A 13,132-nucleotide genomic window follows, 5' to 3' on the forward strand; every position below is an offset into this window, starting at 1 on the left:
GGCGGCACGGGAACCGCAAGGTCAGCATGTGCCACTCATGAGCCGGGCCGCGTCATCTCGAACGAATGAGATCGGTCCGCACGGGAGGGGCCGAGGGAACGTCGTCGACGATGTCGAGAATGTCGCGTCAGACACCCATCCGATCCCGTGGGCGGCTCCGAATGGTTTGAGCACCCTTTGGTAACTGGACTTACGCCGGACACGGAGAACGTCAGATGATGTCGATAGACCAGCACGCGGCGCCGATCACAAACGACCTGGTAGAGGAGCGAAACCGTACGATCTTGGCCTCGGTGGGCGACGTGTTGACCACGCACGTCACCGGCCACTCGGTGGCGATGGGCGAGATGAGCGCCGAGGTCACGTCGCTGACAGCGGCGATCGTGGACATGCTGGGTCGCGGGAAGCGGATCCGCGCACAGTTCTGTTTGTGGGGGTCGTACGGCGCGACCGGAGGCGAGCTGGTCGAGGGTGTCCCCGAGATTGCCGCGGCCATCGAGCTCTTCCATCTCGCCGCCTTGGTCCATGACGACCTGATGGACAGCAGCGACACCCGTCGCGGGCTCCCCACGGTGCACCGTCAATTCGCCGACGGGCACACCCGCGAGCAGCGACTCGGGGACGCCGACAACCACGGATCCGCGGCCGCCATCCTGGTGGGTGACATGCTTCTGTCGTGGTCCGACGACCTGGCCGCGATGTCCACCGACTCGCTGGACTCCCGGACACGTCGCACTGTCCGTGCCATGTGGTCGCGGATGCGCGACGAGGCCTACGCCGGTCAGTACTTGGACATGCTGAGCCAAACCGAGGTAAGCACCTCGCGCCGGCGCACCGACCTCATCCTCGAACTCAAGAGCGCGAAGTACACGATCAGCCATCCTCTTCGTCTCGGCGCTGCCATCGCCGGTGGCGACGACGAACTACTGCACCTCTATGACCAGATCGGACTGACCGCCGGCGCAGCCTTCCAGCTTCGCGATGACCTTCTCGGTGTCTTCGGCGATCCGCAGGTCACCGGCAAGCCCGCCGTCGATGACATCCGGGAGGGCAAACGCACCCTCCTGATGGCCGTGGCCGAATCCCGGGCCGGCGACTCGCAGAAGCAAGTACTCCGGCACGCTCTCGGTAACCCGGCAGTCGGGGACGCCGATCTCGAAGCAGTGCGGTCGGTGCTCACAGACACGGGGGCCGACGAAGCTGTCGAGGACAGAATCCGCGAGCTGACGGACAACGCCATGGAGATCCTGGAATACCTGCCTGTCGACGAGCTCACCCGGACCGCACTGACCGGTTTGATCGAACGGTGTGTGTGGCGCCGCTCCTGACCGGTCGACGTCGGCACCGGGTCGAACCGCGGACGCCGTTCGGCCGGTGCAGGACTCAGCTCGACGGGCCCACCGAGCGATCACCCTTCAGCCGCTTGCGAATCAGTTCTGCACTGATCAAACACATCGGCAAACCGATACCGGGACGGGTGCTCGATCCGGCGTAGAACAAACCCTCGACCTTGCGTGACCGGTTGGTCGCCCGCAGGAACGCACTCTGGCGCAACGTGTGTGCCGGGCCGAGCGCACCACCTGACCACGAGTTGACGTTGTCGACGAAGTCGGCCGGACCCACCGAGCGCCGCACCACGACCCGTTCGGCAAGATCTGGGATGTGCGCCCATTCCGCCACGGTCGCGATCGCTTGGTCGACCACCTTCTCGACGTCGGGAGCGCCCATGCCGTCCACTCCCCCGCGCCCGAGACCAGGATCCGGGGGTGAGGGCACCAAGATGAAGAGGTTCTCGTGATCGGCGGGGGCAACTGAATCGTCCGTGGCGGACGGCCTGCACACGTACAGCGATGCCGGATCGGGCATGTGGGTGGGTGACTCGAAGATCGCGTCGAAGTTCGTTGTCCAATCGTCGGTGAAGAACAGCGAATGATGAGCCAGTTCGGGAACACCGCCCTGCACACCGAGATAGGCCAGCACCGCGCCCGGTCCCGATGTTGCCTTGTCCCACCACTTCTCCGGGAAGGTCTGCAGATTCGCGGGCAGCAGCCGGGTCTCCACGTGGTGCAGATCGGCTGCTCCGATGACGATGTCGGCAGACACGTCCCGTTCTCCGCCACTGTGATCGCGCACTCTGACGCCGGTCACCTCACTGCGCCTTCGCCCCTTTCCAGAGCGACCCTGCCGGGCACGCGTGAGAATCGCGGTCGCGGATGTTCCGGTGTGCACCCTCACCCCCTTCTCAGTGGCAAGACGGGCCAACGCGTCGACGAACGTCGTGAAACCGCCTTGCGGATAACGGACTCCGTCGGCCAGGTCGAGCCAGCTCATCAGGTGATAGATAGAAGGCGTGCGCTCGGGAGACGAGCCGAGGAACACAGCTGGATACCCGAGAACCTGCTGCAATCTCCGGTCGGAGAACCGTTGCGAGACAAAAGCCTCGAGCGACTTCGTGAGCAATACCGCCAGCTTCGGGGCGTTGCGCAGGACGTCGAGACCGAGAAATGCACGCGGAGAATCGAAACTGGTGTAGAGGAATCGCTTGACGGCGATGTCGTACGCCTCTCGCGCTGAGTCGAGGTACGAGGTCAGGCCGGCGCCGGCGCCGGGTTCGATGCTCTCGAATAGGGCCCGGTTCCGTTCTTCGTCACCCTCGATGTCGATCTTCTCGGCCACGCCCTCGAAGAACACGCGATACCCAGGGTCCAGGCGCACCAGACTCACCTGTTCAGCTGTGGTCGTGCCGAGCAGCTCGAAGAAATGGTCGAAGACATCGGGCATCAGCCACCAGGAAGGTCCGGTGTCGAATCGAAAGCCCTCGTGCTCCCATGAGCCGGCCCGGCCGCCCAGGTCGTCGTTCTTCTCCACCAGGTCGACGTCGTGCCCATCGCGGGCGAGCAGTGCGGCCGTCGCCAAACCTGCGACACCACCACCGATGACGACGACCTTTTTCGATGTTGCCGTCACGACCGTCCGTACTCCTTCGTCAGATCACTCGAATGGGTGAGCGCATGCGCACTTGCGAGTTGTGGTCGGCCGCGGCGAAGTGCGGCCGCGGCAGCGATGCGCGCCTTCTCCGGAGTGGGCACTCGCACCCTGTCTCGCCGGGCGTCGGCCGCCGAGGTCGCCCGCAGCCGCGCTGTCAGTTCAGCGAACAGGTCGTGCGCCGTGCACACCGCCACGCGGCAACCGCGCGGCAGCTGGGCTATGGCCTCGGCGCTTGCGGTCAGGTCCATGTCGATGTCGTCGAGCCAGCTGCTCCAGATCTCTTCGTCGAGGTCATCTGGCCGAAGACCGACGAGGTACTGACGTCCCAGTCCGTCGCTGTCGTCACCGAAGTCTCGTAGGAAGTTGATCTTCTGGAAGGCCGCACCGAGCCGTCGGGCCCCGGGCGCCAGTTCTTCGTAGCGCGCCGACGGATTCCGCTCACCGGCGACGAAAGCACGCAGACACATCAGGCCGACCACCTCTGCAGAGCCGTAGATGTACGTGGCGAGACTGGTGAAGTCGTGCTTCGTGCGCTGAAGGTCGGTCCGCATCGAGTCGAAGAACGGCGCGATCAATGATTCGTCGATGCCGACGCGACGCGCGCTGCGGGCGAATGCATGGACCACCAGGTTGGCGCTCGAACCCGTCTCGATCGCCGAGTAGGTCTCCTGCTCGAGCTTGTCGAGTTCGACCAACCGATCCGCACCGTCCTGGCCGGGCCGAGGCGCGTCGACCACCTCGTCGGCAACCCGAACCAGCGCGTAGATGTTGCACACGTCTTGGCGGACCTGTCCGCGCAACATGCGCGTCGCCAGGCCAAACGATGTCGAGTAGTGCCGGATCACCAACGCGGCGCTCGCATCGGCGGCCGCATCGTAACGCCGATACGGCTGTAGCGCGTCTACGCGCCCTCGTGTTCGCATCATCCCGACCAGTCCTCGCCTTCTGTCAGCAGCTGAGTACCCCTTGACCTGCATTCGGAACCGAGGACGGTTCGGATGGCTTCGCAGCCGGTGACAGAATGACCAGATGCCGATGCCCTCGCCGCTACCCGTCAGGAACGGGGTCGGCGCAACGAGGCTGCGCATCCCGACCGCCGGACCGTGGACGACTGTCGCCGAGTTCATGGTCGCAACTTTCAGCCACCTGGACGCCGGCGACCTGCACCGCCGGTTCGACCGCGGCGAGATAGTCGGCTCCGACGGCCGTCCGATCGACCGCAGCACACCACTGGGCGCGGATCCATTCGTCTGGTACTACCGCGATCTTCCGGCCGAGACCCCGGTCTCCTCGCAAGAGGAGATCCTGCACATCGACGACGATCTGGTCGTGATCGACAAGCCACACTTCCTCTCGACCACTCCCGGCGGGCGATACCTGAAGGAGACGGCGCTGGTCCGGCTCCGGACCCGTCTCGACAATCCGGACCTGGTGCCCATGCATCGCCTCGATCGCGCGACAGCGGGGGTGTTGATGTTCTCGGCCCGGCCCGCCACCCGCGGCGCATACCAGTCTCTGTTCGAACAGCGTCAGGTCACCAAGGTGTATGAAGCGGTCTCGGCACTTCCGCCGGAGTGGGACGCAGACGCACCGTCGCTCGCCGGGCACCCGGTGCCTGTCACCTACCGCAACCACATCGCCTCGCGCAGTGGCGTGCTGCGGGTGGTGATCGACGACGCACTCGCACCCAATTCCGAGACGGTGATCGAGGTCCGAGGGTCAGGCTTCAGCGCCTCCGGTCGCGCTGTTCTGCACACACTTCTTCGCCCGCATACGGGCCGTCGGCACCAATTGAGAGTGCATCTGGCCGCACTCGGTATCGGAATTCTCGGTGACACCTGGTATCCCGACTTGCTGGCCGAGGCACCGGACGACCACTCACTCCCGATGCAATTGCTCGCTCGCGAACTGCAATTCACCGATCCGCTGTCGGGACTGCCGCGGACGTTCATCACCCGTCGGACTCTGCTCGAGGCACCCGTTGCCTGACGCCGGCACGCGACGTATCTGATTGGTGAAATTTGCAGCAGACCGACGTAAGTCGGGTTAGCATTCTTTCGACGTTCCGCTCAGCAGCCCGGAATGCCTTCACCCGATGATTGAGGTATTCCGCGTGTCGACACCCCTCACTGACGACTCCCAAGCCGAACCGCCGTCTTCCGCACAGGACTCGGGCCCGGAGTTGCAGCGCACCCTCGGTGGTTTCCAGGTCTTCGCCATCTCTTTCGCATTCATCTCCGTAGCCGTGGGCATCTTCGGGACATATGGCGAATTGCTGGTGACCGCTGGTCCTGTCGGGATGTGGCTGTGGTTGATCGCTGTGGTCGGCCAAACCCTGGTGGCTCTCGTCGTCGCCCAGTTCGCTGCCCGCATAGCCCTGAGCGGGTCGTCCTATCAATGGGCCTCACGACTGGCCAACCCCAAGGTCGGCTGGCTCTTCGGGTGGCTCACCTTCTGGTTCCTTGCCACCGCGGTCGTCGCCTTGGACAGCGCGCTGGCCAGTCAGGCATTCATGCCGCTGGTCGGAATGGACGAAAACGAGGACGTCGCCCGGATCATCACCGTGGTCATCCTGATCATCCAGGCAGTCCTGGTCATCGCGTCCACCCGGCTGCTGGGCCTCATCACCTCGGGCGCTGTCGGTGTCGAGCTGGCCATCGTCGCAATCTTGGTGGTAGCGCTGATCGCGGTCGTCGCGTTCACCAGCAGCGGTGAGATCAGCAACCTCACCTCACGGGGCGTCACAGCAGGAGACAGCAACTACTTCGCCATCGGCGGCGGTCTCACGGCCGGAATGCTCATGGGTCTGACCACCCTGGTGGGCTTCGACTCCGCGGCCAACCTCGCCGAGGAGGCCAAGGACCCGTTTCGGAGCGTGCCGCGTGCCATCGTCGCATCCGTGGTCGCCGCGGGTGTCGCAGGATTCTTCTTCCTGATCGCACTGACCCTTGCCATCGATGACGTCGACGCCATCAGCAAGAGCGGATCACCCGTTGCGGCCATCATCCGCGACCAACTCGGGCCGGTGATGGAACGGATACTGCTGGCCGCCATTGTCTTCGCGATCTTCGGTGCCGGGATGGTCGTCATGGCTGCGTGTTCGCGTCAGGCGTTTGCGATGGCTCGAGACCGACGATTCCCGGCGCACCGCCTGATGAGCAAGGTCAATCCGCGCACCCAGACACCGATATTCGCAACCCTGCTCATCCTGGTCGTCGGCGTGGTCTTGCTGGTCGCACTGCCGGGAGACGCGTTGATCCAACTGATCACCGCCTCGACACTGCTGCCCGCACTCATCTACGGCGCAACCGTCGTCCTCTACCTGGTGGTCCGAAAACGCCTGGAGTACAAGGAAGGAGGGTTCAGTCTCGGACGCTTCGAACTACCGATCGCCGTGGCGGCCCTCATCTGGGTTGTCTTCGCGCTGTTCGTACTCGTCACCCCCGGTGACTCCACGGCCTCCAACGTCATCGTCGCCGGTCTGATCCTGATGGGCGGCATCTACTTCGCCAAGATGATGATCTTCAATCGCGAAGTTCTCGAGACCGAACCGTCCGGTGGCGACGCCGTCGACGCTGTTGTCGAGTCGACCGAATGAGGCCGCCGAGTTCGTCCTCTGACGCGCTGACCGGCCGAGTCGTCAGGTTCGGCGACGCGGACTACGCAGCGGCCAGCGCCGGTTGGAACCTGCTGTTCAGCAACGCCCCCCAGGTCATCGTGTATGCCCAGGAGACCACCGACGTCGTCAACGCGCTCGCCTGGTCGCGGCGTCATGGGGTTCCCGTCCGGGTGCGCAGCGGTGGACACTGCCTCGAAGGCTGGTCCAGTGTCGACGACGGCATCGTGATCGACGTCAGCGAGATGAAGTCCGTTTCGCTCGACACGCAGACGCAGACGGCGACGGTGGGCGCCGGGCTCAATCAACTCGAAGCCGTAACCGCCTTGGGGCGAGAGGGATTCGCAGCACCGACCGGTACCGAGGGAAGTGTCGGTCTGGTCGGCGCCACCCTGGGCGGCGGTTTCGGCCTACTGACCCGCATCTTCGGGATGGCTTGTGACAACTTGTTGGCAGCAGAAATCGTGGTTCCTTCCGATGACGGCGCCGCCGAGGTGATCGTCGCCGACGAAACGCACCACACAGACCTGCTCTGGGCGCTGCGAGGCGCGGGCAACGGCAACTTCGGGGTCGTCACGTCGCTGACCTACCGGGTGCATCCGTTGACGCAGACCATCTACATCACAGCGACGTGGCCAGGAATCGACCATCTGCCCGCTGTCTTCGACGTCTGGCAGCGATCTGCGCCGACGACGGACAGCCGACTGACGAGCCAGATCGAGATCAGTAGCGACGCAGTGCAGGTGCTGGGCGTGCTGGTATCGGGCTCGGAGGCGGAGGCATTGGACCTACTCGCCCCGATCTTGGCTGTCGGAGCGCCCGAGGTCACCATGACGGACGCGAGCTGGGTGGACAACTACACGGCGTTCCAGATCCCGATCGCAGACGAACCGGCCAACTGGAAGTTCCTGTCCCAGTTCGCGTCGACGCCATTCCCCCGAGAGGCAATCGATCTGATCTGCACCTTCATCTCGACGGCTCCTACGCCGCTGTGCAACTACTTCGCGAACGCATTCGGCGGCGAGGTCGTGCATTCTGAACCGGCGGGCGGGTCGGCATTCGCGCACCGCAACGCTCTGTTCTACGCCGAGCCGGGCGCGGGCTGGGGCGTCCGGGGCGGGTCGTCTTCATCCGACGACCCGCTGGCGCCTGCGTGCTTGCAGTGGGTCGCGGACTTCCATGAGGCATTGGCGCCCTATGTGTCTGGGGCCTACAGCAACGTCCCCAATGCGGATGCGGTGGATTGGCGAACCGACTACTGGGGCACCGGCGTCGACCGCCTGAACGCGATCAAGGCCGAGTACGACCCACACCACGTCTTCACTTTCGAGCAAGGATTGTGAACACTCCTCCCCAACTCCCCGCCACTGAATCGTGCACGCATCTCCGGCGCGTACGTTCGGTGCTCGTCGCCGGCGCCAATCTTGCCGGCGCGGACTTCTCGTCCAGGAATATATTTCGAACGGATTTCACTGACGCCGATCTCACCGGCGCCTCTTTCGCGGGCAGTTTCCTGGCCGACCCGATAGCGGTCGACGCCAGCTTCGTAGAGGTCGACTTGACCAGCACCAGGCGGATCCATGGCGACTTTTCGAATACAGATTTCACCGGCGGTGAGTTATCCGGGACAAGATTCGAGAACAGCACGATGACCGGCGCGAACTTCACCAAAAGGCTCGTCGCACTGGCAAGTCCCCAATAGTAGGGTCACGTGGATCTAGAGCCACGGGTAGTTGATCAGTTGATCCCGCACTCCACCGGGTGCTGGGTGTGCGCGCATTGTGCAGCGTACTCGGCCGGCGTCCCATAGCCCAGCGATGAGTGCCGGTGTCGATGTTTGTGGTCGTCTTCAAGGTCCTCGATGACCACACGGCCTCGATCAGGCTGGTTCACTGATTGTGGTTTTCGTAGGCGAAAATTGAACGATTCGATGTGCCCGTTGTTCCACGGCGTGCCCGGCGGGAGATAAGAGATACCTACCCTCTTGTCGCAAACTGTTCAGTGCATGGGGAATGAACTCCGGCCTGTTGCCCATCCGCAGCACTTGCGGAGGCCCGCCCCACAGTACGAACGCTTTGCCCACCCGACGACCAGCCGGTCCCTCGTGATCGAGCGCTCCACGATGTTGAGCACCGAGAGCCGGGTGTTCATCTACTATCGACGCGATCTTTTATGGCCTTCTCAACCGATTGTGGAGTCAAACGGAAAATCCACTGCCCACACCACTTTCGGGGCATCAGCGTCCACAAACGGCACCGACGCCTGGCCGCACGCTTGCGCGGATGATTGATGCGGACCCACAGGGCCCTCTTCCTTCCACAGGCGGTGAACCTTCTTCTTGTTCACATCCCGATGCTTGTCGAACCGCAGCGCCGCCCAGGCCCGTCGGAACCCATCGACCGGGTGTTGTTGGCGTAGGTCCGTAACCAGGCCCCTAGCTCAGCGTCTGGGTCTGCTGCCGTTCTGGGCGATCGGGGTGCGACTATAGTGGAGCGGGCAGCCCAACAGCTATGCATGCCAATTGTTTCGACATGCCGATCGTTGTGACGAGCATGTCGCTGGCGCGCTTGGCGGCTGGGCTCAGACTTTTTCCTTCGCCACCTCACGCAGGGCGTCCTTCTCCAGTTCGGCGTCGGCGAGCAGTCGTATGAGTCTTCCCTGCCCAACCCGGCCACCTGCGGTCGCTGTCATCGCTGACCGACCTGCCGCGCGGGGGTGCCAATGCGGGGTTCAGTTAAGGAGTGCACCCAGATCGAACGAACCGATACTCGATCCTCCGCCACTGGACCCGGAGCTTGACCCACCTCCTGGCGTCTCACCACATCCGGTGACGACGAGCTGCTGCGGAGTCGGCGCTCTATCAGCGGTCTGAGGACCCGTGCGAATACGGAACCAGATCGTCTTCGTCCCGTCGGCTGATGCCGGTGGAGCACCTACCGCAGTCTTCAGGTCGATGGTCCTTTCAGTGACGAATCCATCAGGCTGTGCACTGCCGTTGTACGGATTCCCAGATCCCCATGGCAGAACCCCCGGAGCGAGACCCGACGTGAGGTACGGAGACTCGGTTCCGACCCACCTGGCGATTGGCCATGGAATGCCGTTGACCGCACGCCACGGTGCCTGCATGCTCGCCGGAAGCTGTGTGGCGTTGACCAACGCCAGATCATTCTCCTGCTCAAACCACCAATCAGGCTGGTAATTGGTCGAATTCGTGTGATTGACCTCCGTGATCGTGGCAGTGCAGTTGCCATTATTGACGCCACTGATCTCCGTGCCCTTGGTCGCAGCAGATGCAGCGCCGGCCCCGGCAAACGACGCGATAACTGTGACAGCAGCAGCCGCACAGAGTCCTGTAATTGCTGACCGCTTCATGTCCGCCCTCTCAGCGTGATCAGGACGCTGTTGCCGCGTCCGCTGCGTACTCACGGTAGGGCGACCCACCTCGTCGCGACCCGCTTTCCGGAAATCTGATTAAACAAATCCATTTGACCGCGTTACATCGCGAGCCAGCACCCGCCGATCAGCAGCTGACGAGCACTGGTCAAGGCACCATCGCCGAATGAACCCTGCCGGCCGGTCTGGCCGAGTGCACCCCAGCGTCGGGCAACGCATTCCCGGCAGGCGCCACCACCACCGTGAGGTGCATGGTCGCCGGCGCCGGCGTTACCGATGACGCCAACGACGGAGAAGGCTTCGGCACCTTCACCGGGACCGTCAGTGCGTACGAACCACCCGAACCGCCTGCAGGGTCGTCGGGATCATCAGTGGGTGGACTGTTCGGCTGACACCATCGACCGCAAGTCGGCTTGCCAGGTGCGATCAATCCCTTCGCTGGTAGACGTCGGGGATCCCGTCGTGATCGTCGTCGCGTTCTTCATCCTCACAAATGTTGCGGTAATGCCGATTTCGAGCGCGCAGCAGAATCGAGGCAAGCACAGCGGCCACCAGCGATCCGGTCAGCACACCGATCTTGACGTGGTCATCGCGCTCTGAACCCATCCCGTAAGCGAGATCACCGATCAACAGGGACACAGTGAACCCGATACCCGCCAGCAGCGATATACCGACGACATCGATCCACCGAACACTGGAATCGAGCGACGCCCGCGTCACAGCCGACAACAGTCGGGTGGTACCGAAAATGCCCACGGCCTTTCCGACGACCAATCCGCAGACGATACCCACCGCAATGGGGTCGGTCAGAGCGTCGGTCAAACCGTCGAACCCACCCACGGTGACCCCGGCAGCGAAAAACGCAAAAACAGGAACCGCGAACCCCGCGGAAATCGGCCGGATGCGGTGTTCGAAATGCTCGGCCAAACCCGGCCCGGCATCGGGGCCGCCGGCGGCTGTACTGCGCAACACCGGAACGGTGAAACCCAACAGAACTCCGGCGACCGTCGCATGCACCCCGGACTCGTGCACGAACACCCACGTCAACGTAGCCAGAGGAATCAACAGCCACCACGAGCGGATGCGGCGTTGCACGCAGAACGCGAACAACGCCAACGGCACGGCGGCCACCGCGAGCGCGGTCAGGTTGATGTCCTCGGTGTAGAACACCGCGATCACGGTGATCGCCAGCAGATCATCGACCACCGCCAGAGTCAGCAGAAACGTGCGCAAGGCAGCAGGCAGGTGGGTCGAGATGACAGCGAGAACAGCAACAGCGAAAGCGATATCGGTGGCCGTAGGGATCGCCCAGCCCTTCATGGCGCCGTCGCCGACATGGGCGGTGAACGCCACGAAGATCACCGCCGGCACGATCATGCCGCCGACCGCAGCAGCAATCGGCAAGGCCGCACGGGCAGGATCACGCAGATCACCGGCGACGAACTCACGTTTGAGTTCGAGACCGACGACAAAGAAGAAGATCGCCAACAGGCCATCTGCGGCCCACGTCGCCAGCGACAGATCCAGGTGCACACCCAAGGCGTCGGTACCGACCGTCAACTCCCCCAGACTCGTGTACGCCTCCGACCACGGAGAGTTGGCCCACACCAGGGCGATCACAGTCGCCACCAGCAGCAACGCGCCGCCAACGGTCTCCTTGCGCAGGATGCTCGATATACGGGACGTCTCGGCCCAAGAACCACGCGCGAAGAGCGCGCTACGGCGTGAGCGAGTGTTGTTGTCAGACATGGGGAATTACCTCACGTGGGTTTTCTGGGTTCTGGGGCGAGCGCGGTGTTGTGGTGCGCTCGTGGCGTCGTACATCCAGATGGCGGAAGAGCAGGACGAAGAACACGGTGGCCATCAGCAGCGACCAGCCCCAGGTGACCTTGGAGTATTCGAGGATGCGACCGAAGGCCTCCCAGCGCTGGGAGGCGAAGGTGTCAAACGACAGGCAGCCGTAGACGCCGAGCCACGCCGGCCACGCCCTCATCACCGACCCCGGGAGCAGCACGGTCATCAACAGGGGAAACAGCAGCATCGAGTAGTAGCCCTGTCCCAGCGATAACACCAGAAACGAGGTACCCAGCAGCACGCCGGAGGTGGTGGTCAGCCAGAGCAGTTCATTGCTGGTCCGGTAGTGCCGATAGAGGAACCACACTCCGAATGCGGCCATGCCAACGAAAGTGATCCGGAGCAGCAGGACAAGCCAGTGATCGACACCGAAGTAGACGCCATACCCCGACAACGAGCTGTTGTAGTAATCGCGGACCTCGAGTAGGTACGGCACGGTCCTGCGCACGAAGGCGTCGGGATCGACAGCCACGGGCCACGCGGCCGCGGTAAGTACTGCCGGGACTGCGAACGCGCCCGCGAGAACCTTCCACTGCCGGTTCAACAACGGCAGCAACAATAGCACCCCGAGCACGGGTTTGACCGCGAGCGTCAGCCCGAGCGGTACGCCGGCCCACCAGTCTTTTCGTCGCAGCATCAACGTCATGAACACCAATTGACCCAGCAAGACAAAGGAATTGAAGTTCACGAAAATCAGTGTGTTGGCAACGCTTTCAGTCATGAACATCGCCAGCAGAGTGCCGGGCATGACAGGTGATGACAATGAGTAGCCGAACATGCGGACCAGCAACACCGCGCATCCGACCAATGCGAGCGCCGACGCGGCGATGAACAGCCAGCGGGCCCGTTCAGGATCCAGATATCCCAGAGGGGCCATCACCAGCGAACCCGAGGGTGGGTAGAGATAGTGCGGATCAACGTTGGCGTAGTTTTCGATGTACACCGGCTCACGTCGGAGAAAGGCCAGCGCCGCCCGGTACACCGGCGCGAAGTCATCGGTCCGGCTGCCGTTGACACCCAGGATCACCGATCTCTGCAGTACCAGAACCACCGCGATCGGCCACAACACCAGCGCGACCACCCGGGCCCGGTCGAGCCGAGGAAAAAGCACTCGATTGACACTGTTTGCGGGATTCGCCGCCGCGGCACACCCGTCTTTCTCGGACGCGTCAGGCATGGTCGGGCCACTTCCATGTCAAACAGTCAGCGGCACAACAACGGTGGCTTGCAGAGGGCGTCACGCGGGTCCCTTATCGTCGGTCGGCAACACATGACACGCGT

10 protein-coding genes are annotated in these 13,132 nt (G+C 63.4%); 6 read left to right on the top strand and 4 right to left on the bottom strand.

The genetic code is table 11. The features are described 5' to 3' along the window. Nucleotides 1-215: 215 nt before the first annotated feature. Entirely contained in the window at nt 216-1,328 is a 1,113-nt protein-coding gene (locus BH683_RS06955; protein WP_084835537.1) for a polyprenyl synthetase family protein, read from the top strand. Nucleotides 1,329-1,383: 55 nt separating this feature from the next. Here BH683_RS06955 and crtI read toward each other — a convergent pair whose 3' ends face one another. Both crtI and BH683_RS06965 read right to left on the bottom strand, forming a co-directional pair. After that, a complete protein-coding gene (gene crtI / locus BH683_RS06960) occupies nt 1,384-2,967 on the bottom strand; it encodes a phytoene desaturase family protein (protein ID WP_084835538.1) in 1,584 nt (527 codons plus the stop codon). Next, entirely contained in the window at nt 2,964-3,914 is a 951-nt protein-coding gene (locus BH683_RS06965) for a squalene/phytoene synthase family protein (protein ID WP_084835539.1), read from the bottom strand. Before BH683_RS06965 ends, crtI begins: the two co-directional genes overlap by 4 nt. A 103-nt stretch (nt 3,915-4,017) precedes the next feature. On the opposite strand from BH683_RS06965, the gene BH683_RS06970 reads away from it, so the two are divergent. From BH683_RS06970 to BH683_RS28610, 5 genes are all read left to right on the top strand, one after another. Then, the gene (locus BH683_RS06970; RefSeq protein WP_084835540.1) at nt 4,018-4,977 is read left to right on the top strand and encodes a pseudouridine synthase; all 960 of its coding nucleotides are present in this window, start codon (nt 4,018-4,020) and stop codon (nt 4,975-4,977) included. A gap of 193 nt (nt 4,978-5,170) precedes the next feature. Next, complete coding sequence (locus BH683_RS06975; protein WP_246833234.1) at nt 5,171-6,586, top strand: amino acid permease; 1,416 nt, start codon at nt 5,171-5,173, stop codon at nt 6,584-6,586. Beyond that, nucleotides 6,583-7,947 (top strand): FAD-binding oxidoreductase, encoded by a 1,365-nt coding sequence (locus BH683_RS06980; RefSeq protein WP_084835542.1) that lies wholly within the window; start codon nt 6,583-6,585, stop codon nt 7,945-7,947. The genes BH683_RS06975 and BH683_RS06980 overlap by 4 nt, the downstream gene beginning before the upstream one ends. Before the next feature lie 59 nt (nt 7,948-8,006). Continuing rightward, a complete protein-coding gene (locus BH683_RS06985; RefSeq protein WP_084835582.1) occupies nt 8,007-8,306 on the top strand; it encodes a pentapeptide repeat-containing protein in 300 nt (99 codons plus the stop codon). Between the two features lie 1,942 nt (nt 8,307-10,248). After that, entirely contained in the window at nt 10,249-10,389 is a 141-nt protein-coding gene (locus tag BH683_RS28610; RefSeq protein WP_168186987.1) for a hypothetical protein, read from the top strand. A 34-nt stretch (nt 10,390-10,423) separates the two neighbouring features. Here the strand turns inward: BH683_RS28610 and nhaA are convergent, their stop codons facing one another. Both nhaA and BH683_RS07010 read right to left on the bottom strand, forming a co-directional pair. Continuing rightward, nucleotides 10,424-11,746, bottom strand: a complete 1,323-nt coding sequence (nhaA, locus tag BH683_RS07005; RefSeq protein ID WP_084835546.1) for a Na+/H+ antiporter NhaA — start codon at nt 11,744-11,746, stop codon at nt 10,424-10,426. Beyond that, nucleotides 11,739-13,028: a glycosyltransferase family 87 protein gene (locus BH683_RS07010; protein ID WP_084835547.1), complete on the bottom strand. Its 1,290-nt coding sequence runs from the start codon at nt 13,026-13,028 to the stop codon at nt 11,739-11,741. The genes nhaA and BH683_RS07010 overlap by 8 nt, the downstream gene beginning before the upstream one ends. Between the last annotated feature and the right edge of the window lie 104 nt (nt 13,029-13,132).

It is taken from the genome of Williamsia sp. 1138 (genome assembly GCF_002095435.2).
GTDB lineage: Bacteria > Actinomycetota > Actinomycetes > Mycobacteriales > Mycobacteriaceae > Williamsia.

What these genes read in the sequence shown, in the direction of transcription:
- nhaA (WP_084835546.1), bottom strand. Translation starts at nt 11,746, where the DNA reads ATGTCTGACAACAACACTCGCTCACGCCGTAGCGCGCTCTTCGCGCGT.
- BH683_RS07010 (WP_084835547.1), bottom strand. Translation starts at nt 13,028, where the DNA reads ATGCCTGACGCGTCCGAGAAAGACGGGTGTGCCGCGGCGGCGAATCCC.
- BH683_RS06970 (WP_084835540.1), top strand. Translation starts at nt 4,018, where the DNA reads ATGCCGATGCCCTCGCCGCTACCCGTCAGGAACGGGGTCGGCGCAACG.
- BH683_RS06980 (WP_084835542.1), top strand. Translation starts at nt 6,583, where the DNA reads ATGAGGCCGCCGAGTTCGTCCTCTGACGCGCTGACCGGCCGAGTCGTC.
- BH683_RS28610 (WP_168186987.1), top strand. Translation starts at nt 10,249, where the DNA reads ATGGTCGCCGGCGCCGGCGTTACCGATGACGCCAACGACGGAGAAGGC.
- BH683_RS06955 (WP_084835537.1), top strand. Translation starts at nt 216, where the DNA reads ATGATGTCGATAGACCAGCACGCGGCGCCGATCACAAACGACCTGGTA.
- BH683_RS06965 (WP_084835539.1), bottom strand. Translation starts at nt 3,914, where the DNA reads ATGATGCGAACACGAGGGCGCGTAGACGCGCTACAGCCGTATCGGCGT.